This is a genomic window from Streptomyces sp. NPDC002156, assembly GCF_053593675.1.
In genome coordinates this window covers 39,647-60,969 of the sequence record NZ_JBSFDA010000047.1, presented here as the reverse complement: position 1 = coordinate 60,969, position 21,323 = coordinate 39,647, and the positions used below count along the sequence as shown (strand labels likewise).

General features: G+C 68.1%; 23 protein-coding genes. 6 read left to right on the top strand and 17 right to left on the bottom strand.

Features of this window, described 5'->3' with window-relative positions; all coding sequences use genetic code 11:
* Both coaA and ACWCRB_RS20760 read left to right on the top strand, forming a co-directional pair.
* Positions 1-943 (top strand): type I pantothenate kinase (gene coaA, locus ACWCRB_RS20765; protein ID WP_450997421.1); only part of this gene is annotated, 943 nt, incomplete at its 5' end.
* Between the two features lie 23 nt (positions 944-966).
* Positions 967-1,923: a DUF389 domain-containing protein gene (locus ACWCRB_RS20760; protein WP_450997420.1), complete on the top strand. Its 957-nt coding sequence runs from the start codon at positions 967-969 to the stop codon at positions 1,921-1,923.
* Positions 1,924-1,945: 22 nt separating this feature from the next.
* Here ACWCRB_RS20760 and ACWCRB_RS20755 read toward each other — a convergent pair whose 3' ends face one another.
* From ACWCRB_RS20755 to ACWCRB_RS20740, 4 genes are all read right to left on the bottom strand, one after another.
* Positions 1,946-3,337 carry a glycosyl hydrolase family 28-related protein gene (locus tag ACWCRB_RS20755; protein WP_450997419.1) on the bottom strand — a complete coding sequence of 464 codons (1,392 nt, stop codon included), beginning with the start codon at positions 3,335-3,337 and terminating at the stop codon, positions 1,946-1,948.
* 81 nt (positions 3,338-3,418) lie between these two features.
* A complete protein-coding gene (locus tag ACWCRB_RS20750; protein WP_450997418.1) occupies positions 3,419-4,096 on the bottom strand; it encodes a response regulator in 678 nt (225 codons plus the stop codon).
* Entirely contained in the window at positions 4,093-5,316 is a 1,224-nt protein-coding gene (locus tag ACWCRB_RS20745; RefSeq protein ID WP_450997417.1) for a sensor histidine kinase, read from the bottom strand. Before ACWCRB_RS20745 ends, ACWCRB_RS20750 begins: the two co-directional genes overlap by 4 nt.
* Entirely contained in the window at positions 5,316-5,867 is a 552-nt protein-coding gene (locus ACWCRB_RS20740) for a hypothetical protein (protein ID WP_450997416.1), read from the bottom strand. The genes ACWCRB_RS20745 and ACWCRB_RS20740 overlap by 1 nt, the downstream gene beginning before the upstream one ends.
* A 156-nt stretch (positions 5,868-6,023) precedes the next feature.
* Between ACWCRB_RS20740 and ACWCRB_RS20735 the strand changes: the two genes are divergently transcribed.
* The gene (locus tag ACWCRB_RS20735) at positions 6,024-6,365 is read left to right on the top strand and encodes a hypothetical protein (RefSeq protein ID WP_450997415.1); all 342 of its coding nucleotides are present in this window, start codon (positions 6,024-6,026) and stop codon (positions 6,363-6,365) included.
* A 73-nt stretch (positions 6,366-6,438) separates the two neighbouring features.
* On the opposite strand, the gene glmM is transcribed toward ACWCRB_RS20735, so the two are convergent.
* The 3 genes from glmM to rplM form a co-directional block, all read right to left on the bottom strand.
* Positions 6,439-7,797, bottom strand: coding sequence for a phosphoglucosamine mutase (gene glmM, locus ACWCRB_RS20730; protein WP_235475487.1), 1,359 nt, complete (start codon positions 7,795-7,797; stop codon positions 6,439-6,441).
* Positions 7,798-8,075: 278 nt separating this feature from the next.
* Positions 8,076-8,612 carry a 30S ribosomal protein S9 gene (rpsI, locus tag ACWCRB_RS20725; protein ID WP_235475488.1) on the bottom strand — a complete coding sequence of 179 codons (537 nt, stop codon included), beginning with the start codon at positions 8,610-8,612 and terminating at the stop codon, positions 8,076-8,078.
* A gap of 42 nt (positions 8,613-8,654) precedes the next feature.
* Complete coding sequence (gene rplM, locus ACWCRB_RS20720) at positions 8,655-9,098, bottom strand: 50S ribosomal protein L13 (RefSeq protein WP_235475489.1); 444 nt, start codon at positions 9,096-9,098, stop codon at positions 8,655-8,657.
* A 280-nt stretch (positions 9,099-9,378) separates the two neighbouring features.
* Here rplM and ACWCRB_RS20715 point away from each other — a divergent pair, with 280 nt between their 5' ends.
* From ACWCRB_RS20715 to ACWCRB_RS20705, 3 genes are all read left to right on the top strand, one after another.
* The gene (locus ACWCRB_RS20715) at positions 9,379-10,293 is read left to right on the top strand and encodes a hypothetical protein (RefSeq protein WP_450997414.1); all 915 of its coding nucleotides are present in this window, start codon (positions 9,379-9,381) and stop codon (positions 10,291-10,293) included.
* A gap of 164 nt (positions 10,294-10,457) precedes the next feature.
* Positions 10,458-12,485: a glycosyl hydrolase family 28-related protein gene (locus ACWCRB_RS20710; protein WP_450997413.1), complete on the top strand. Its 2,028-nt coding sequence runs from the start codon at positions 10,458-10,460 to the stop codon at positions 12,483-12,485.
* 223 nt (positions 12,486-12,708) lie between these two features.
* A complete protein-coding gene (locus ACWCRB_RS20705; RefSeq protein WP_450997412.1) occupies positions 12,709-13,527 on the top strand; it encodes an SGNH hydrolase domain-containing protein in 819 nt (272 codons plus the stop codon).
* Here the strand turns inward: ACWCRB_RS20705 and truA are convergent.
* The 10 genes from truA to secY all read right to left on the bottom strand — a co-directional run bounded on the left by truA (position 13,505) and on the right by secY (position 21,301).
* Positions 13,505-14,374 carry a tRNA pseudouridine(38-40) synthase TruA gene (gene truA / locus ACWCRB_RS20700; RefSeq protein WP_450997411.1) on the bottom strand — a complete coding sequence of 290 codons (870 nt, stop codon included), beginning with the start codon at positions 14,372-14,374 and terminating at the stop codon, positions 13,505-13,507. The genes ACWCRB_RS20705 and truA overlap by 23 nt on opposite strands.
* 145 nt (positions 14,375-14,519) lie before the next feature.
* Positions 14,520-15,047 (bottom strand): 50S ribosomal protein L17, encoded by a 528-nt coding sequence (gene rplQ / locus ACWCRB_RS20695; protein WP_450997410.1) that lies wholly within the window; start codon positions 15,045-15,047, stop codon positions 14,520-14,522.
* Between the two features lie 178 nt (positions 15,048-15,225).
* Complete coding sequence (locus ACWCRB_RS20690) at positions 15,226-16,248, bottom strand: DNA-directed RNA polymerase subunit alpha (RefSeq protein ID WP_003966937.1); 1,023 nt, start codon at positions 16,246-16,248, stop codon at positions 15,226-15,228.
* A 136-nt stretch (positions 16,249-16,384) separates the two neighbouring features.
* On the bottom strand, positions 16,385-16,789 hold the full coding sequence (gene rpsK / locus ACWCRB_RS20685) for a 30S ribosomal protein S11 (protein WP_003956432.1): 405 nt from the start codon (positions 16,787-16,789) through the stop codon (positions 16,385-16,387).
* Between the two features lie 69 nt (positions 16,790-16,858).
* Positions 16,859-17,239, bottom strand: a complete 381-nt coding sequence (gene rpsM, locus ACWCRB_RS20680; protein WP_006376031.1) for a 30S ribosomal protein S13 — start codon at positions 17,237-17,239, stop codon at positions 16,859-16,861.
* Positions 17,240-17,450: 211 nt separating this feature from the next.
* Entirely contained in the window at positions 17,451-17,564 is a 114-nt protein-coding gene (gene rpmJ / locus ACWCRB_RS20675; protein ID WP_003998809.1) for a 50S ribosomal protein L36, read from the bottom strand.
* A gap of 64 nt (positions 17,565-17,628) precedes the next feature.
* Positions 17,629-17,850: a translation initiation factor IF-1 gene (gene infA, locus ACWCRB_RS20670; protein ID WP_003948620.1), complete on the bottom strand. Its 222-nt coding sequence runs from the start codon at positions 17,848-17,850 to the stop codon at positions 17,629-17,631.
* Positions 17,851-18,315: 465 nt separating this feature from the next.
* Positions 18,316-19,152, bottom strand: coding sequence for a type I methionyl aminopeptidase (gene map / locus ACWCRB_RS20665; RefSeq protein WP_450997409.1), 837 nt, complete (start codon positions 19,150-19,152; stop codon positions 18,316-18,318).
* 173 nt (positions 19,153-19,325) lie between these two features.
* Entirely contained in the window at positions 19,326-19,988 is a 663-nt protein-coding gene (locus tag ACWCRB_RS20660; RefSeq protein WP_450997408.1) for an adenylate kinase, read from the bottom strand.
* The gene (secY, locus tag ACWCRB_RS20655; protein ID WP_235475499.1) at positions 19,988-21,301 is read right to left on the bottom strand and encodes a preprotein translocase subunit SecY; all 1,314 of its coding nucleotides are present in this window, start codon (positions 21,299-21,301) and stop codon (positions 19,988-19,990) included. The genes ACWCRB_RS20660 and secY overlap by 1 nt, the downstream gene beginning before the upstream one ends.
* Positions 21,302-21,323 lie beyond the last annotated feature (22 nt).

Sequence of the window (21,323 nt, the reverse complement as noted above, 5' to 3'; positions counted from 1 at the left end):
GCCGGAGGCGACTCCCTACGTCGACCTCACCCGTGCCGAGTGGAGTGCGCTGCGCGACAAGACGCCGCTCCCCCTCACCGCCGAGGAGGTCGAGAAGCTGCGTGGTCTGGGCGATGTCATCGACCTCGACGAGGTGCGGGACATCTACCTCCCGCTCTCCCGCCTCCTCAATCTGTACGTCGGTGCCACGGACGGCCTAAGGGGAGCCCTGAACACCTTCCTGGGCGAGCAGGGCACCCAGACCGGCACCCCGTTCGTCATAGGGGTCGCGGGGTCCGTGGCCGTCGGGAAATCCACCGTCGCCCGTCTCCTCCAGGCCCTGCTCTCCCGCTGGCCCGAACACCCGCGCGTAGAACTGGTGACCACGGACGGCTTTCTGCTCCCCACCGCCGAGCTGACCTCCCGCGGCCTCATGTCGCGGAAAGGTTTCCCCGAGTCGTACGACCGCCGGGCCCTCACCCGCTTCGTCGCCGACATCAAGGCCGGGAAGGACGAGGTCACGGCCCCCGTCTACTCCCACCTCATCTACGACATCGTCCCCGGCGAGAAGCTCACGGTCCGCCGCCCCGACATCCTGATCGTCGAGGGCCTGAACGTCCTCCAGCCCGCCCTCCCCGGCAGCGACGGCCGCACCCGCGTGGGCCTCGCCGACTACTTCGACTTCAGCGTGTACGTCGATGCCCGCCCCGAGGACATCGAGCGCTGGTACCTGAACCGCTTCCGGCGCCTGCGCGAGACGGCGTTCCAGAACCCGTCCTCGTACTTCCGCAAGTACACCCAGGTGTCGGAGGAGGAGGCCCTGGACTACGCCCGCACCACCTGGCGCACCATCAACAAGGTGAACCTCCTGGAGAACGTGGCCCCCACCCGGGGCCGCGCCACCCTGATCATCCGCAAGGGCCCGGACCACAAGGTGCAACGTCTCAGCCTGCGCAAGCTGTAATGCTGTAGTCGTACCCTGCCCTCATGCTCCACCTACGCCTCATCACCCCCGCCGACCGGACCAACGACGTGGTCCGCCTGATCGAGAAGACGGTCGGCACCACGCACCTGGTCGTCCTGCCCGGCGCCGCCCGCAACCCCGCCGGGGACGTCGTGATGTGTGACGTGGCCCGGGAGGCGGGCGACGAACTCATCGGCGGACTGCGGGCGTTGGACCTCGACGCGACCGGTTCGATCGCCGTGGAGAACATCGACCTGTCGCTCTCCAAGCGCGCCGACAAGGCGGCGGAGGAGGCACCCGGCGAGGGTGCGGACGCGGTCCTGTGGGAGCACCTCGCGGACGCGACGCACGAGGAGTCGACGCTCTCGATCACGTACGTCGCCTTCATCACGCTCGCCACGATGATCGCGGCCTGCGGTGTGGTCCTCGACAACGCGATCCTGATCGTGGGCGCGATGGCGGTCGGCCCGGAGTTCGGCCCCCTGGCCGGTCTGAGCACCGCACTTGTACGACGCCGGCCGAGACTGGCGGCGCGCTCGCTCACCGCACTGCTCGTGGGTTTCGCGGCGGCGATGGCGGTGACGGTCGGCTTCAGCTTCTTCATGGACGCCGTCGGTCTGTTCACCGAGGCCCAGCTGCAGGCGGACCGCCCCAACACCGGCTTCGTCTACGCCTACGACTGGTTCTCGTTCGTCGTGGCGGTCCTGGCCGGCGCCGCCGGCACCCTCTCCCTGACCTCGGCGAAGTCCGGCGCCCTGGTGGGTGTGGCCATCTCGGTGACCACGATCCCGGCCGCCGCGAACGCGGCCGTGGCCCTGAGCTACGGAGACACCAACCAGACCTGGGGCTCCACGGTCCAGCTGCTCCTGAACCTCCTGGGCATCGTCCTGGCCGCCACCCTCACGCTCCTGGCCCAGAAGTGGCTCTGGACCAGGCAGCGCCAGAAAACCGAAGCCGAAGCCCGGCAAGAGGCCCGGTAAGAGGCCCGGTAAGAGACGGGTACTACCCGTTGAGCTGCGTCCACATCCAGGCGCCGCCCACCCGCACATAGAGCCGCTCGGAGGCGGTGTCCACCGCCATGGTCCCGTCGAGGGGCGTCCTGGTGAAGGAGGCGTCGGTGACGGGTCCGGCGACCAGACGCAGCGGCGGGCCCGGCTGGTTGCGGGTGGGGATGGTGCCACTGGCCTGTCCGCCGGTGCTGCCGTAGCAGTTCTCCACCAGGAAGTCGCCCGTGCTGCTCGCCTCGTAGTAGAGGTGCGTACCGGTCGGCTTGGTGCCGTACAGACCGACGACGTCACGGAGTACGGCGGTCGCGCCGGTCCCGGCGTAGACGAGCACACCCGAGTTGACGGTGGCCGTCCCGCCGTTGGCGATGAGGACGTTCTCCAGCGAACTGGCCGTCGCGGCCCAGGAGATGATGTTCTGCGGGGTGGAGTAGCCGGTGGCGAAGCCGCCCGCGTAGGCGTAGATGTTGCTCGCGTGGACGTGCTTGCAGGAGGCGTCGGCCTTGAGGTGGGGGCCGCCCTGCATTTGCGAGGTCTCGAACTTGCAGTCCGTCAGATGGACACCGTTGGGGTTGTTGGTGCCCGCCGGGCCCTGGGTGATCCACAGCGCGCCGGTGCCGAAGGCCTCCAGACGGCAGCCGGTGAAGTGGATCTGGTTGATGTTGTCGGTGCTGTGCCCCCAGGCTCCGGCGGTGGCCGTGGAGGTGTTGCGCAGCCATATGTTGGGGTGGGCGGTGCTTCCCGCGGGCCCCGTGCACGCCTCGATCACCAGGTTGTAGAACCGTGAGTCCCAGAACTCCACGGCGTCGACACAGATGTCCTGGTTGCTCGTCATGAAGACGTCGCGGAAGTAGCAGTTGTCGGCGTAGTACAGCTCCAGCAGCTTCCCGGTCTTCCCGTTGCCGTTGAAGCCGAGGTTGTCGACGGAGCAGTAACGCCGGTGTGTGGCACCGGTGTTGTCGGCGCCGGCCCCCGACATCCGCAGCAACAGCCCGTCGGCGCCCTTCACCAGCATCGCGGCCTTGCTGTTCGCACCCACGAGCCGGACGTTGTTCCCGGTGACCGTCAGTGCGGGGGTGTCACCGGAGGGCTTGACCAGGTACTTGCCCCCTGGCAGGTAGACGGTCCCGCCCCCGGCCGCCACGGCCGCCGTGATCGCGGCCTGGACAGCGGCGGTGTCGTCGGTGGCGCCGTCCCCGACGGCCCCGTACTCCTTGACGTCGAACCAGTCCGAGGCGACGCCGGCGGCGGCAGGCGTCGCCGCCCCGACGACGATCCCCGCGCCGACCGCGCCGACCGCGCCGACGGCCCCCGTCAGAAACGCCCGCCGTCTCGCGACACCGCTCGACTGCTGCTCCGTACCCATACCGGCCCCCTGTGGTTCACGCATGACGTCGATGATCAGACCGGGTGATCGTAACGGCCACCGTGTGACAGGTGGAGGGAAAACGATCCGTCGCGGCGCCCGGGGTCAGGGCCCCGGCGGCGACGAGCCCGGCGCGACCAGTCCGCTCTGGTAGGCCGCGGCGACCGCCTGGGCCCTGTCCCGCACACCGAGCTTCAGGAGGATCCGCCCGACGTGCGTCTTGACCGTCGCCTCGCCGATGAACAGATGGGCGGCGATCTCGGAGTTGGACAGGCCGTGCGCGACCAGGACGAGGACCTCGCGCTCCCGGCCGGTGAGCGCGGCCAGTGCCTCGGGGGCCGGCCTGATCCGCTCCGGCCGGGCGGCGAACTCGGCCAGCAGACCGGCGGTCACCGCGGGATCCAGCCAGCCGTCCCCGGCGGCGAGCGCCCGGACCGCCCGCACCAGCTCAGCGGGGGCCGCGTCCTTGAGCAGAAAGCCGGAGGCCCCGGCCCGCAGCGCCTGATAGACGGCCTCACTGACGTTGTACGTCGTCAGCACGAGCACCCGTGCCTCGCCGGGAAAGGCGTCGGCCGTGATCCGCCGGGTCGCCGCGACCCCGTCCGTGCCGGGCATCCGTACGTCCATCACGACGACCGTGGGGCGCAGTTCGGCCGCGAGGGCCACCGCCTCCGCGCCGTCGGCGGCCTCGCCCACCACCTCGATGCCGTCCTCGCCGCTGAGCAGCATGGCGAGCGCGGAACGCACCATCGCCTGGTCGTCCGCGAGCAGCACCCGGATCATGACGCGGCCTCCTGCCGGAACCGTTCCTGCGTCGGCAGGGTGGCGGCGACCCGGAAGCCGCCCTCCCTGAGGGGACCGGCGTCGAACGTGCCCCCGCAGACGGCCACCCGTTCCCGCAGCCCGATCAGCCCCTGCCCGGTGGACAGTTCGCGGCGGGCGGTCGCCGGGGTGCCCCGTCCGTCGTCGCCGACCTCGATCCGCAGCCGGCCGCCGGCCCCGTGCCAGTCGAGGCGTACGACCGTGGCCGCTCCGGGACCCGCGTGCTTGGCCGCGTTGGTCAGCGCCTCCTGCACCAGCCGGTACGCGGTCAGGTCGACGCTCCTGGTGAGCGCGGCGGGGACACCGGTCACCTCCACGTGGGCGTGGAGCCCCGCCTGGCGCACCCCGTTCAGGAGCGGGTCCAGGTCGGCGAGCCCGAAGCCCGTCCCCTCGGCGGCGAGCCGCTCACCGTCGGTGCGCAGCACCAGCAGCATGTGCCGCAACTCGGCGACGGCGGTCTTGCCGCTCGACTCGATCTGGTCGAGGGCCTGCTCGACCCGGTCCGGGTCGGTCCGCAGCACCCGGCGGGCGCCACCCGCCTGCAACACCATGACGGTGACCGCGTTGGCGACGATGTCGTGCAACTCCCGTGCCGTGCAGGCCCGTTCGGACAGGACCGCCTCCTGGGCGCGGGCCAGCGCGAGCCTGTCCCGGAGGGCCGCGGCCCGCCCTGCCCGCGCCCACCGGCCGACGGCCCACACCTCCAGGTTGAGCAGCCCGTAGAAGCAGGCCACCCCGATCAGGGAGGTGAGCCGCTCCTCTGCGGGTACGTCGGCGAGCGCCGCCCGCACCGAGAGCGCCACCGGCACCGTCACCGAGGCCAGCGCGAGCCCGGCCGACCGGGCACTCCCGAGAGCCGCGACGGTGTAGAGCGCGACGAGCAGGGCCAGGGTCGGGCTGTAGTCGAACATCCCGGCGGCGGTGAGGAGTTCACCACCGAGGGCGTGCGCCCACACGTAGCCGAACACCGCGCGGGGCGCCCGCCGCCGGGCCGCGAGCGCCGCGTAGCCGAGGACGGCGTACCCGACGGTGACCAGCCGGTCAGTCAGGCGGACGTGCGGGAGCGCGAAGTCCGAGAAGAGGAACAGGTCGGGCAGCAGCAGGGCGGTGGCCAGCACCGAGTCCTGGACGGCTGGGGCCGCCCGGTACAGCCTGCCGAGGGCGCCTTGGGGCCCGGTCATCACGGTCCGGTCGGCGGGTGCGACTCGTCGGGACGCGGCGGGTGCGGCAGGCAGAGGCGGATGACCCGGCAGGGCCCGCCCGCGAACGCGTCGAGCCGGTCCTCGCTCAGCGCGGTCAGGCCCGCTTCTCGGGTCCGGGCAGGCACCGGCGAGTCGTAGCCGAGTCCGCGCATCGCCGCCCAGAGGTCGCCGTTCTCCGCGAGCAGTGCCTCGGTCAGCCGGCGCTGGGTGAAGGGCTCGGCACGCACCACGTAGCGGGACCGCTCCGCGAGCCGGACCACGCTCGCCGTCACACCCGGCCCGGGTTCGCCGGAGCCGAGCTGCTCCACGTCGGCCACCGCGATCCGCTCCACCGGCCCGCTCCCGGCGGGCACCGGGGTGATCACGGCGACCAGCGCCCCCTGCGGCTCGGTGAGGAGCTGCGGCGGATCAGGGACGAGGAGTGCGTCCCGGTCGACGAGGAGCGCCCTGGCACCGATGGGTTCGAGGGTGACGTCCACGGCTGTGACCAGTGCGGTTGTCTCATCCATGGGGTCGTTCGAGTCACTCATGGCTCCATGGAACCGCCTCGGAGCCGGGCAGAAACGTACACCCTGGGTCGTACACGGCTAATCCACTCCAGAGTGGACGCGAGGGCAGCCTCGATGCGCGCATTCTCATGGGTGTCGGAAACACGTCCGACAACGAGAAGGACCCGGGAGACAGACATGGGTCACTACGTGAGGTTCTACCAACTGCGGTGCATCGAGACCCAGGACAACGGCGAGGACGAGCTGTGGGTGGACTTCCGCGGCCAGCGCGTCTGGGGTCGCGGCAGCATCAACAACGGCGACACCCGCCCCGCCAACAACCAGGTGTTCGCGATGGTCGACAGCCCTGCCGACGTCGTCTCCCTGTGGGACCAGGACTCTGCGGACCCGGACGACCACCTGGGCGACTTCCACATCGAAACCCGCTTCTCGGGCCTGGGTGAGCAGGTAGCCGAGTTCCGTAGGTTCGGTTCCCACCACTACACCCTCACCTACGAGGTGCGGCAGCAAGCTTGGTAGGCCGTTTCCCCATGACGTTCGTCGCGTCAGGTGTCCGGGATCGCCACGGCGCCCCCGGACACCACCAACGTCCTTAACCGAGCGCGGACTTCACCACATCGGCCAACCGCCCGGCCACGGACCGGGCCTGGTCGATGTCCGCGGCCTCGACCATCACCCGGACCAACGGCTCGGTCCCGGAAGGCCGGAGCAACACCCGCCCGGTGGCCCCGAGTTCACGCTCGGCGTCGGCGACCGCGGAGGCCAGCTCCGCAGAAGACCCCACCCGAGTCCGATCGACGTCCGGCACGTTCACCAGCACCTGCGGCAGCCGCTCCATCACCGCGGCGAGATCCTTCAGCGTACGACCGGTCTGCGCGACCCGGGCCGCAAGGAGCAGCCCGGTCAGCGTCCCGTCGCCCGTGGTCGCGTGGTCCGAGATGATGACGTGCCCGGACTGTTCGCCGCCCAGCGCGTACCCGTGCTCCTTCATCTCCTCCAGCACATACCGGTCCCCGACCGCCGTCTGGATCAGGGACAGCCCCTCCCGCTCCAGCGCCAGCTTGAAGCCCAGGTTCGACATCACCGTCGCGACAACGGTGTCGGCCCGCAGTACGCCCCGCTCCCGCATCGCCAGCGCGAGTACGGCCATGATCTGGTCGCCGTCCACCTCCTCGCCGGTGTGGTCGACGGCGAGGCAGCGGTCGGCGTCGCCGTCGTGGGCGATGCCGAGGTCGGCGCCGTGTTCGAGGACGGCGGCCTGGAGCTTGCCGAGGTGGGTGGAGCCGCAGCCGTCGTTGATGTTGAGGCCGTCCGGCTCGGCGCCGATGGTGACGATCTCGGCGCCGGCCCGGGTGAACGCCTCGGGCGAGACCAGGCTGGCGGCGCCGTGCGCCTCGTCGAGGACGACCTTGAGACCGTCGAGGCGGTTCGGGAGCACGCCGACGAGATGGGTGACGTACTGCTCGAAGCCCTCGTCGTACGTCCGTACGCGCCCCACGCCACCGCCGGTCGGGCGGTCCCAGGGAGCGCCGGTGCGGTGCTCCTCGTACACCGCCTCGATCCGCTCCTCCAGGTCGTCGTCGAGCTTGTGGCCGCCGCGGGCCAGGAACTTGACGCCGTTGTCCGGCATGGCGTTGTGGCTGGCGGAGAGCATCACGCCGAGGTCCGCGCCGAGTTCGGCGGTGAGGAACGCGACCGCCGGGGTGGGCAGCACGCCGACCAGCAGGACGTCGACGCCCGCGCTGGCGAGGCCCGCGACCACGGCGGCCTCCAGGAACTCCCCGGACGCACGTGGGTCCCGTCCGACCACGGCGACCGGCCGGTGGCCCTCGAACGAACCCGCCTCGGCGAGTACGTGCGCCGCCGCTACGGACAGGCCGAGGGCCATCTCGGCCGTCAGATCCGCGTTGGCGACACCGCGCACGCCGTCCGTGCCGAAGAGTCGTCCCACTGGTGTCCTCCGAAGATGCTGGAAAAAATGTGCGGCTCATGCACTGTACGTACGGCTCATCCGCTGTGGGGCCGTGTCGTGTGCGGCTTCTGCCGAGTGTCCATGCCGGACCTGCCTACGTATATCCCCTGTGCCTGTTTCCAAGCTGTCGGGACCGTTCCGCCCGCCTGTGCCGTAAGCCTGTGATAAGTAAAGCCCCCGGTAAACGAACCGCCCCGACGGCACGGAAAGTGCCGCCGGGGCGATGCGTACAAGCAGGAACAGCGAAGCGACAGTGTTTAGCGCTTGCTGTACTGCGGGGCCTTGCGAGCCTTCTTGAGACCGGCCTTCTTGCGCTCGACCGCACGGTCGTCACGACGGAGGAAGCCGGCCTTCTTGAGGGCGCCGCGGTTGTTGTCCACGTCGGCCTCGTTCAGCGCGCGGGCCACGCCGAGGCGCAGGGCACCGGCCTGACCGGAGACACCGCCACCCGAGATGCGGGCGACGACGTCGTAACGGCCTTCGAGCTCGAGCACCTTGAAGGGCTCGTTGACTTCCTGCTGGTGCACCTTGTTGGGGAAGTAGTCCTCAAGGGTGCGACCGTTGATCTTCCACTTGCCGGTGCCCGGGACGATCCGGACGCGGGCGATGGCGTTCTTGCGACGGCCCAGGCCGGCGGCCGGCTGCGGGTCGCCGAAGCGGCCGTCGAGGGCCTCGGTGTACTCACCCTCGGCTACGGGCGCCTCGGACTCGGTGGTGTAGCTCTCGACGTCGGCGTTCTCGAACTCGACATCGGCGTTCTCGTCGAGCGGCTGCTCGACAGTGGTCTCGGCCACGATTCTCCTCAGAATTCTCTACGTCTTAGGGGGTGGCCGGAACTACTGCGCGACCTGGGTGATCTCGAACGGCACCGGCTGCTGGGCAGCGTGGGGGTGCTGGTCGCCCGAGTAGACCTTCAGCTTCGACAGGCACTGACGGCCCAGGGTGTTCTTGGGGATCATGCCCTTGATGGCCTTCTCGACGGCCTTCTCGGGGTTCTTCGCCAGCAGCTCGTCGTAACGGACGGAGCGCAGACCGCCCGGGTAACCGGAGTGGCGGTAGGCCAGCTTCTGGGTCTTCTTGTTGCCGGAGAGGTGCACCTTGTCCGCGTTGATGATGATGACGAAGTCACCAGCGTCGACGTGGGGGGCGTAAATCGGCTTGTGCTTGCCCCGCAGGATGTTCGCGGCAGTGGTGGCAAGACGGCCCAGGACGACATCCTGGGCGTCGATGACGTACCACTGGCGAGTGATGTCGCCGGGCTTAGGGCTGAACGTACGCACTTCGTAGCCTTCGCTTCTTCAGTGGATGGGTCCTGACACATGGCATCACTGAAGCGATCGTGCAGCTGGGGACGACAGTGCCGGGAACGATGCCCGTATGCCGCCCACTGGTAACTGCTCCAGGGAACCTACGTAGGGGCTCTCGTCCAAGAACGACCAAGCCGATACGCATAAGAACGCCCAGGTTACCCGTGCTGCCCCGGACGGGTCAAAACGAGGTGCGGGCTGATACGTATGAGACGCCTCGGCACAAGGGTTGTACGGCGTCTAGGATGCGCGCATGAGCTTTGGGCAGGGGGGACCTCAGTGGGATCCCTGGAAACCGAATACCCCGCAGCAGCCGTGGGACGACCAGGGCGGCCGGGCGCCGCAGCAGCCGTGGGGTGGTCAGAACGCCGGTCATGCCCCCGACTGGGCGGCGCTCGCCGAGGCGTCCGAGACCCGTAACAGACGCAAGAGACTCCTGCTGATCGTCGGGGCCGCGGTGGCCACCGTCGGCGTGGGCGCGGCCGTCGCCATGGCCGTGGTCAACGCGGACGGAAACACCACGGCCTCCAACAAACCGACCTCCGACCTGCCCGCCACCGCGGACATCCCGAGCGACACCGCCTCGGCGGCGCCGTCGTTCGAGCCGACCAGCGCGCCGCCGCCGCTGGACCCGAAGGACTTCATAGCCAGTGTGAAGAAGGACACGGCGCCCCTGGCCCCGGAGATCCTCTTCCCCGGTACGCAGCTGACGATGGGCGAGCGCCTCTACAAGAAGGGCCCGACCGCCGACACGAAGAACTGCGCGTCGGCCACGAAGGGCACCCTCCCGAAGATCCTCACGGACAACAGGTGCACGCGCTTCCTGCGTGTCACGTACAGCAAGGACGGCGTCGCGGTGACGGTCGGCGTGGCCGTCTTCGACACCGAGGCGCAGGCCACGAAGGTCAAGGCCACGGCGGACAAGAAGAGCATCGTCGAGTCCCTGTCCGGCGGCGGTGTCCCGACCTTCTGCCGCGCGGCGATCTGTCGCTCGACGACCAACTCCTACGGCCGCTACTCCTACTTCACGATCGCCGGTTTCACCAACGGCAAGGACGTGACGACGAAGAGCACGGCGGTCTTCACCACGGGCGACGACCTCGCCGAGTTCGCCTTCCGCCAGATCCGGCGGCGCGGCGAGGCCCAGGCCTCGGCGGCCAGCCAGTAGAACGAGCCGGAACACAGCACTCCCCTTTCCAATGGCCGACGATCACTGATCGTCGGCCATTGATCGTCGGCCGTATATCACCGATGGTTGATCACTCGCGAACTGTCTCGCGTACCGAATCGCGTATCGAATCGCGTACGGATCAGGCCCAGGGGGGACCATTCATGACCACGCACGACTCCGTCACGTCCAGACGCCGGATGCTCGCCGCGACCGCCGGTATCGGCACCGCCGCCCTCGCCACCACAGTGGCCGGCGCGGGCGAGGCGGCCGCCGCGGAGACCCCGGCGGGCTGGCTGAACGTACGGGACGCGGCGTACGGAGCACTCGGCGACGACGCGGCCGACGACCAGCCGGCCATCCAGAAGGCGATCGACGCGGCAGGTCAGGGCGGCACCGTCTACTTCCCGCCGGGCAAGTACCGCATCGCCGCGCCCCTCAGGCTGACGCTGGGCGTGACGCTCCGCGGCGACTGGAACCCGCACTTCCCGGACCGCACCAACATGACCGGCTCCTACATCCGGCCGGCCGTCGGCTACTTCGTGGGCGACGCCCTGATCACCGTCGACCCGGCCCCGGTGCAGGACACGTACTACGACTCCGCACACGGCGGCGGGCCGCGCCTGTACGGCCTGGCGCTCAAGGGATGCGACGGGCTGCGCAACCGGATCGTGAACACGGAGAACGGCCCCGTCACCGCCGTCCGGATCAACCCCGGCGTCAAGGACGTCGGCATGGACAAGGTGACGATCTGGCGGTTCTCCGGCGACGGTGTCAACGCCCAGAACGGGGCCGCGTTCCAGTTCAACCAGGTGCACTGCACGGGCGCAGGCGGCCACGGCTTCGCCTGGGGCGACTCGGCGGGCACCGGCGGCGGCCTGGTCGACGCCGACCTGTTCCAGTGCTACTCCCAGGGCAACGGCGGCCACGGCTTCGACATCCTCAACCCGAACGCCGTGACCATGGTCGACTGCCGCGCCGAGTGGAACACGAATTACGGCTACCACGTCACCGGCATCAACTACTCGATGGTCATGGTCGGTTGCAACACCGACCGCAACGGCAAGGACGGCTTCCACCTCGCCACGTCCGCCGGTGGCCGCTTCATCCAGCTCCTGGGCTGCCTCGCGAAACGGGACGGCAAGAGCGCCACGGACGCCGCCGGCTTCAGCGTCACCGGAGAGGCCGCCGAGGGCGTCGTCCTGACCGGCTGCTCCACCTCGATCGGCCGCAACGACGACAGCACAGGCGACTTCTCCCCCGCGTACGGCATCACCACCTCCGCCCTGAACTCCGCGAGCTGTGTCTCGGTCGTCGGCGGCGAGTACGTCGGCACCACGGCCCCCTTCAACGACGCCGGCGCGGTCGTCGTACGGCACAGCGGAGTCACCGCGGGCACCCGCACCGACGCCGGCATCGTCTGGGACAAGTCCGACGCGCACATGGTGTCGGGGGCCGCCGGCACCACCCGTGACGTGCAGTTCTGGTCCCGCGGCAAGAACCGCCGCTGGGCCCTGCGCACCACCGACGCGGCCGAGTCGGGCTCCGGCGACGGCTCCGACTTCGCCCTCGTGCGGTACGCCGACGACGGCACCGCCCTGGACACCCCGGTCACCGTCAGCCGCAACACCGGCCGCATCACGCTCGGCCAGGCGGGCAGCACCCCCGGCGTGGTCGTCAACGCCACCGCGAGCCCCGGCGTCAACCTCGTCCAGACCCGCGCCGCCGGACAGGGCTACGCGGTCACCGCCGCCGACACCGCCTCCCGCGCCTTCCAGTCTCAGGTCACCGGCGACTCGGTCAACCGCTTCGCCGTCGACATCTCCGGTACGCAGACCTTCGGCCCCGGCGGCTCCACGGGCCGGGACACCAGCTGGGGCCGCCTCGGCACGGCCCAGATCGGCAGCACCGACTCGGACCTCGTGGCGGGCCTGGCCGGAAAGGGCCTGCGGGTGAAGGAGGGCACCAACGCCAAGATGGGCACCCTCACCCTGAACGGCACCACGGCGGTCACCGTCCCGACCACCGCGGTCACGGCGACGAGCCGCATCTTCCTCACGGTGCAGGCCCCGGGCGGCACCCCGGCCGGAATCGCGTATGTCTCGGCCCGTACGGCCGGTATCTCGTTCTCCGTGAAGGGGGTCGCGGGCGACACCTCCACCGTGGCGTGGCTCATCGTGGAACCGGCGTAGCGGACGGGCGGGGGGGGCGCGAAAGGGACGTATCAACCCATCACCACCACCAGGATCACGCTTCTATTCAGCCATTTTTTGGGTGGTCGGGGGGCTTCTGAACCGATGGGGTACCGCTCTCGCGGCACAACGCCAAACTGGCGAAACGCACCGCCGCGTGAAACCCCGGCATCCTGCCGTTCCTCATACCGCTGGTGGGCCTGACCGTCTTCAGCCTCTGGTCGTGCACACCCAGCGACTCCCGGCTGGCTGGCTGATCACCATCGCGTGGGCGCTGATCACTCTCGTACCGACCATCGGCCGCCATGACACCTACCCGGCGCTGGAGCGGTCCGTCCTCTCCTACGTGGAGCACCTGCCGGAGTGGTTCCCGTACATGCGCGTGGACGTGCTCACCGAGGAGGGCTGCGAGGCCGCCGAGCGGATCGACGCGCCGGCGGCGAGCCACCCGTGGATCCGCGTGGTCACCGTCCCGAAGGCGTACCAGACCAAGAACGGCACCCGCTTCAAGTCCCGCGCCAACAACTACGCCCACAACTGCGTCATCGGAGACTCGCACGCCTGGCAGTGGGGCGACGCCTTCAACGAGATCGGGCAGAAGCTCGCCACCAAGGTCATCACCATGGCGAAGGGCGGCTGCTCCCCCGAGGTCTACTCGATCAAGGACCTCAAGCCGAACGTCATCGTCGTCACCAACCGCGTCCGGCAGGAGGCGACCGAGGCCGGTGCCGAGAAGGCCTTCCAGACCTTCGACGGCTCGGGGGCCAAGATCGTCTACCTGACGGACACCCCGCAGCCCGGCCGGAACGTGCCCGACTGCCTCGCCACCCACACCGCCGACACCCCGGCCTGCAACCCCACCCAGGACCAGGCCATCGAGTTCCCCGCCTTCCGGGCCATGGAGCAGAAGGTGGCCAAGCGCCACGGCGCCGAGATCATCGACCAGATCGTCTACTTCGACTCCAGCCACATCACGGCCGGCTACGCGAAGTCCCTCGTCCCGTTCCTCCAGCCGACCTTCAAGAAGGTCCTGGCCGGCTGACCCCGTACACCTCGCCCCGCACCCGGCGGGCCTGAAGCTGCCGCTCGGCCAGCAACTCGTCCGCCGGATAGGCGACTTCCTCCAACGTCAGCCCGTGCGGCCGCACCACATGAACGGCACTGTCCCGCACCCGAGCGTCGAGCACCCGCCGAGGCCACTCCACCCCCCGATGCCCATCCCCCACGAACAACAACGCACCCACCATGGACCGCACCTGGTTATGGCAGAAGGCGTCGGCCCGCACCTCGATCTCAACGATCCCGTCCAACCTCCGCCGCACCCCGAAGTCAAGAACCTCGCGCACAGTGGAAGCCCCCTCGCGCTTCTTCGCATAGGCGGCGAAGTCATGCTCCCCGACAAGGGATTTGGCGGCGGCATCCATGGCAGCGGCGTCCAACTCCCAGTCGTGCCAGAGCACATGGCTGCGCAGCAAGGGATCCACACCACCGGCCCGATCACCGACCCGATAGACGTACCGCCGCCACAGAGCAGCGAACCGAGCGTTGAACCCGACCGGCGCCTCAGCGACCCGCCAAACCCGCACATCCTTGTCCAACCGCCCGGCAAGCCGCTTGAGCAGCTTCTCCTGATGCTCGCCCCACACCTCGACAGGCAGATCGACATGGGCGACCTGCCCCCGGGCATGCACGCCGGCATCGGTACGCCCGGCAACGGTCAGCTCGTACGAGGCACTGCCGGACCTCGTCACAGTCCGCAGGGCATCCTCGATCTCCCCCTGCACGGTCCGCCGCCCCCCGGCCTGCTTGGCCCACCCGGAGAACGCGGTCCCGTCGTAGGAAAGATCCAGCCTCACCCGCACGAACCCGGGCCGCACATCGTCACTCACACAGAGATCCTCTCAGTACGGAAAAGCGGGCCCGCTCCGATAAAGGAACGGGCCCGCTCTAACACGCCCCGACAGGGGCGCGGGGAACTGCGCGAACAACCACGACGAAACCGCAGCCGCAAACCGAACAGCACCCCGCAGACGCTTAGGCGTCCTTGGTCTCCTCAGAAGCCTCAGCCTCATCAGCCTTGGTCACATCAACCTTGGCGTCCTCGACCTTGGCGTCCTCGACCGGAGCCTCGACAACAGCCTCGGCGTCCTTGGCGGCACGCTTGGTCGCCGCCTCGGCCTCACCCGTCGCAGCCTGTGCAACAGTCAACGCCTCCACCAGCTCGATGACAGCCATGGGCGCGTTGTCGCCACGGCGGTTACCGATCTTGGTGATACGGGTGTAACCACCCGGACGGTTCTCGTAGCGCGGGCCGATCTCGGTGAAGAGCGTGTGCACGATGCTCTTGTCCGTGATGACCTGGAGCACCTGACGGCGGTTGTGAAGGTCGCCCTTCTTGCCCTTGGTGATCAGACGCTCGGCGTACGGACGCAGCTTGCGCGCCTTCGCCTCGGTGGTCGTGATGCGACCGTGCTCGAAGAGCGACTTCGCGAGGTTCGCAAGAAGCAGCTTCTCGTGCGCGGCACTGCCGCCCAGACGGGCACCCTTGGTGGGCTTCGGCATGGTCTTTCTCCTAGGTGTCTGCCCCGGCCGTATCAGGTACCGAGGTCAGTGTCCGAGCAGGCGATCGCCTGTCGAAGATCCGGGGCACCTGTTCCAGCGTGCCCCGGAGGATCCGCGCCCCCAAAGGGGCGCGGGGAACTGCGCGACCAGCCACAACGGCCCCGCAGCCGAAAACGGATCAGTACTGCTCAGTCTCCACGAACCCGGCATCGGCGTCATCGTCGGCGCCAAAGGCGTCAGCCGCAGCGGTCGGGTCGAACCCGGGAGGCGAGTCCTTGAGCGCAAGACCCATGCCCGCAAGCTTGGCCTTGACCTCGTCAATGGACTTCGCACCGAAGTTACGAATGTCGAGCAGATCAGCCTCGGAACGAGCCACGAGCTCACCCACGGAGTGGATGCCCTCGCGCTTGAGGCAGTTGTACGACCGAACGGTGAGCTCGAGCTCCTCGATCGGCAGCGCCAGATCGGCGGCGAGCGCGGCATCCGTCGGGGACGGACCCATGTCGATGCCCTCGGCGTCGATGTTGAGCTCACGGGCAAGCCCGAACAGCTCGACGAGCGTCTTGCCCGCAGAAGCCATGGCGTCACGCGGACGCATGGCCTGCTTGGTCTCGACGTCGACGATCAGCTTGTCGAAGTCGGTGCGCTGCTCGACACGCGTCGCCTCGACCTTGTACGTGACCTTGAGAACCGGCGAGTAGATGGAGTCGACCGGAATACGCCCGATCTCCTGCCCCACCTGCTTGTTCTGAACAGCCGAGACATAGCCGCGACCGCGCTCAACGGTCAGCTCCATCTCCAGCTTGCCCTTGCCGTTGAGCGTGGCGAGGACGAGGTCGGGGTTGTGCACCTCGACACCGGCCGGCGGTGCGATGTCGGCGGCGGTGACGAGACCGGGCCCCTGCTTACGCAGGTACATGACCACAGGCTCATCGTGCTCACTGCTGACAACGAGCTGCTTGATGTTGAGGATGAGGTCGGTGACGTCTTCCTTGACACCGGGCACGGTGGTGAACTCGTGCAGCACGCCATCGATACGGATGCTGGTGACAGCCGCACCGGGAATCGACGACAGCAGAGTACGACGCAGAGAGTTACCGAGGGTGTAGCCGAATCCCGGCTCCAGCGGCTCGATGACGAACCGGGAGCGGAACTCGTCGACGACCTCTTCGGTCAACGAGGGACGCTGAGCGATCAGCATGTTGTGAATCCTTCAGTCATGGACACCCACTATTTGATGCCCGACTAGTACTACAAGGGTACGGGCGGCACGGCCCCGAAGAGCCATACCGCCCGAAACCTAAGACAACCGCACGTCGAACCAGCTGATCCGAAGATCAGACGCGACGGCGCTTCGGCGGACGGCAGCCGTTGTGCGGGGTGGGGGTGACGTCCTGGATGGAGCCGACCTCAAGACCGGTGGCCTGGAGCGAACGGATCGCGGTCTCACGACCCGAACCCGGACCCTTCACAAACACGTCAACCTTGCGCATGCCGTGCTCCTGCGCGCGGCGGGCGGCCGACTCGGCGGCCATCTGCGCGGCGAAGGGGGTGGACTTGCGCGAGCCCTTGAAGCCGACGTGGCCGGCGGAGGCCCAGGAGATCACGTTGCCCGAGGGGTCCGTGATCGAGACGATGGTGTTGTTGAACGTGCTCTTGATGTGAGCGTGCCCGTGAGCGACGTTCTTCTTTTCCTTGCGGCGCACCTTCTTGGCAGCGCCCTGACGACCCTTGGGGGGCATCTAAATCTCCTACGGGGAGGTGGTCGGTCCTACAGCGAAGACCGCTGATGAAGCGTTGTCCGCTGCGGACTACTTCTTGCCCGGCTTCTTCTTGCCGGCGATGGCGCGACGCGGGCCCTTGCGGGTACGGGCGTTCGTGCTGGTGCGCTGGCCGTGGACGGGCAGGCCACGGCGGTGGCGAATACCCTGGTAGCAGCCGATCTCGATCTTGCGGCGAATGTCGCCCTGGATCTCGCGACGGAGGTCACCCTCGGTCTTGATGTTGGCGTCCACGTACTCGCGGATCGCGACGAGCTGCTCCTCGGAGAGGTCCCGAACACGGGTGTTCGGGTCGATGCCCGTCTCCGCCAGCGTCAGCTGGGAAAGCGTCCGGCCGATGCCGAACACATAGGTGAGGGCGACCTCCACACGCTTTTCGCGCGGGATGTCAACACCGGAAACGCGTGCCATTCAATGGCTCCAGTTGTCGTTCGGAGGTCTTCCACAAAGCCGTTTCCCGGCCCGCCGTACGAGGTACGAGCTGGGTCCCCGGCCTCCGACCGGGGGTATCAGGTCCGTGAATCTCCGGACCTGGACTCCGCGTATGAACAAGTACTGCTAACTGCTACTACTGCTGCTCGCGTCGCGCGAATCTCTGCGGGTGCAGAGGGAAGGTCGTGCGTCAGCCCTGGCGCTGCTTGTGCCGCGGGTTCTCGCAGATGACCATGACCCGACCGTGACGGCGGATCACCCTGCACTTGTCGCAGATCTTCTTGACGCTCGGCTTGACCTTCATGGGGTGAGGTTCTCCGGGTCAGTTGCCGGCGGCCCCGCGAGGAAACGCGGGACGTAGGCAAGATCTACTTGTATCGGTAGACGATCCGGCCACGCGTCAGGTCGTACGGAGACAACTCCACCACGACCCGGTCGTCAGGGAGGATGCGGATGTAGTGCATACGCATCTTGCCGCTGATGTGTGCCAGGACCTGGTGGCCGTTCTGGAGCTCAACCTTGAACATGGCGTTCGGAAGAGACTCGACGACAGTGCCCTCGATCTCGATGGCACCTTGCTTCTTGGCCACGCTTCGCCCTTCGAATCGACTACCTTGATCGACTCCCTTGCGTCCCCTTCACGAGGCGCATGCGGACATGCGGGTGCACGAGAGCCGACGAGTCAGTCTACGTCAGCGCACCCGGAAAGACGAATCGAGGAAGAATGCCCCACACCCATGATCCTTAACCAGACCGGACACACGAACGAGGCCCCGGGCACGGCTAAGCCGGCCTCTACAGGGTCCTGGACAACCCCCGGCATCCCAGCCCGTCCGGCGTTTGAGGACGAGGCCGTCCAGGCCGATGGGGGGTCCAGGGGCGCAGCCCCGGGGCGAGACGCAAGGGGACGGGCCAGGGGCCCGGGGCGCAGCCCCGAGCGGGGTGCAGGGGACGCAGTCCCCGCCGGGGGTCCAGGGGGCCGTGCCCCCTGGCGGGGTCGAAGGGGCGGAGCCCCTGGGGATGGGACGGGTAGGGGCGGCGGGGGCGAGGAAACCCTACGCCAGCGGATCCGGCGCAGCCGCAACACCCAGCTCCGCCAACTTCGCCCGCCCCCCGTCGGGAGACGTAAGCACCAACACCCCAGCCTCAGTCAACGCCACAGAATGCTCCCAGTGCGAAGACCAGGTCCCATCCGTCGTAATGACCGTCCAGTCGTCCGCCAGAACCTCCGTCTTCGGCGTCCCCAACGACACCATCGGCTCGATCGCGAGACAGAACCCAGGAACCAGCTTCGGCCCCTTCCCCCGCTTCCGCTCCACATAGTTCAGCAGATGCGGATCCATGTGCATCTCGGTCCCGATCCCATGCCCGCCATAGTCCTCGATGATCCCGTACCGCCCGCCCCCCGCCTTCGGCTGACGCCGGATGTACGTCTCGATCGCCCGCGAGACATCGACCAGCCGGTTCCCCTGCTTCATGGCCGCGATCCCCGCCCACATCGACTCCTCGGTCACCCGAGACAGCTCCAGCAGCTCAGGCGCGTGCCCCGACCCCACGAACGCCGTGTACGCCGCGTCCCCGTGCCAGCCATCCACGATCGCGCCACAGTCGATGGAGATGATGTCCCCGTCCTTCAGCACGACCTCGTCGGACGGGATGCCGTGGACGACGACCTCGTTGACGGACGTGCAGATGGTCGCCGGGAACCCGCCGTACCCAAGGAAGTTCGGCTTCGCGTTGTGCTCCGCGAGCACCTTCCGCGCGACCTGGTCCAGATCCTTCGTACTGGCGCCGGGCACGGCCGCCTCACGAGTGGCCGCGTGGATGGCGGCGACGACAAGCCCCGCCTCGCGCATCTTGGCGATCTGCTCGGGGGTCTTGATCTGCACCATGGGAACGACGGCCTTTCCTGGACCAGGGGCGAACGAAGCGATCGAAGTGAACGACCACACATCGAAGATACAAAGATACGGGGCCACGCCCCCACGCAGCAGCCGCGGCCCCCAGACAGGAAACCGCGGCTGACCTACGTACGACCCATGTACGACCTACGGACAAAAAAGGACTACTCGCCCTCGCCATCGCCCTTCAGCGCGGCCATCGCCTTGCCGGTGACGTCCTCCACCTTGCCCAGCGCCGAGATCGTCACCACAAGGCCCTGGGCCTTGTAGTAGTCGATGATCGGCTCGGTCTGGGTGTGGTAGACCTCCAGCCGCTTGCGCACCGTCTCCTCGGAGTCGTCGTCCCGCTGGTACAGCTCGCCACCGCAGGCGTCGCAGACTCCCGCGGCCTTCGGCGGCTGGTACGTCACGTGGAAGACATGCGCCGAGTCGTTACGGCAGATGCGGCGGCCGGCGATGCGCTTGACCACCTCGTCCTCGGGGACCTCCAGGTCGAGCACCGCGTCCAGCTTCATGGACTCGGCCTTGAGCATCTCGTCCAGCGCCTCGGCCTGCGAGACGTTCCTCGGGAAGCCGTCCAGCAGAAAGCCGTTCGCCGCGTCGGACTGCTCCATGCGGTCCTTCGCCATGGCGATCGTGACCTCGTCGGGTACCAGGTTCCCCGCGTCCATGTAGGACTTGGCGAGTTTCCCGAGGTCCGTCTGCTTGCTGATGTTGGCCCGGAACAGGTCGCCCGTGGAGATGTGCGGGATCAACAGGTTCTTGGCCAGGAACGCGGCCTGCGTTCCCTTCCCTGCACCAGGCGGCCCGACGAGGACGATTCGCATCAGCGGAGGAACCCTTCGTAATTGCGCTGCTGGAGCTGGCTCTCAATCTGCTTCACGGTCTCAAGACCGACACCCACGATGATGAGGATGCTGGTCCCGCCGAACGGGAAGTTCTGGTTTGCCCCGAAACCAACCAACGCCATCGTCGGGACGAGAGCGATCAGACCCAGATACAGCGAACCCGGCCAGGTGATCCGGTTGAGTACGTAGCTCAGGTACTCAGCGGTTGGCCGGCCAGCCCGGATGCCCGGGATGAAGCCACCATACTTCTTCATGTTGTCGGCTACTTCTTCGGGGTTGAAGGAGATGGCGACGTAGAAGAACGCGAAGAAAACGATCAGCAAGAAGTACGTGGTGATGTAAATCGGGTGGTCACCCTTGGTCAGGTTCTGCTCGATCCAGGTCTTCCAGCCAGACGTTCCGCCGGAGAACTGCGCGATCAGCGCGGGGATGTAGAGCAGCGAGGAGGCAAAGATCACAGGGATGATGCCGGCCTGGTTGACCTTGAGCGGGATGTACGTAGAGGTGCCGCCATAAGACCTGCGGCCGATCATGCGCTTCGCGTATTGAACCGGAATTCGGCGCTGAGCCTGCTCGACGAAGACCACCAGCGCGACCATGACGAGGCCGACGGCGATGACCGTGCCGAACTCGATCCAGCCGCCCGCCAGGTCGCCCTGGGTCTTGATGGCCCACAGCGCGGACGGGAAGGTGGCGGCGATCGAGATGAACATCAGGATCGACATGCCGTTGCCGATGCCGCGGTCGGTGATCAGCTCACCGAGCCACATGACGACGGCGGTTCCGGCGGTCATGGTGACGACCATGGTGATGGTGACGAAGATCGACTGGTCCGGGACGATCTCGCTCGCGACCGGGCAGCCGCTGAAGAGCGCGCCGCTGCGGGCGGTGGCGACGAGGCCGGTGCCCTGCAGGATGGCCAGGGCCACCGTCAGGTAACGGGTGTACTGCGTGATCTTCGCCGTACCGGCCTGGCCCTCCTTCTTGAGGGCCTCCAGACGCGGGATGACCACGGTCAGCAGCTGGAGAATGATGCTCGCCGTGATGTACGGCATGATGCCGAGCGCGAAGATCGTGATCTGCAGCAGCGCCCCGCCACTGAACATGTTCACCAGACCGAACAGGCCCTGGTTGCCCTTCGCCACATCGATACACGTCTGGACGTTCGAGTAGTCGACACCGGGGATCGGGATGTGCGTGCCCACCCGATAGACCACGATGATGCCGAGCGTGAAGAGCAGCTTCTTGCGCAGGTCGGGCGTCTTGAACGCCCGGGCGAACGCGGTGAGCACGGTGCCTCCTGCGACCCCCGCG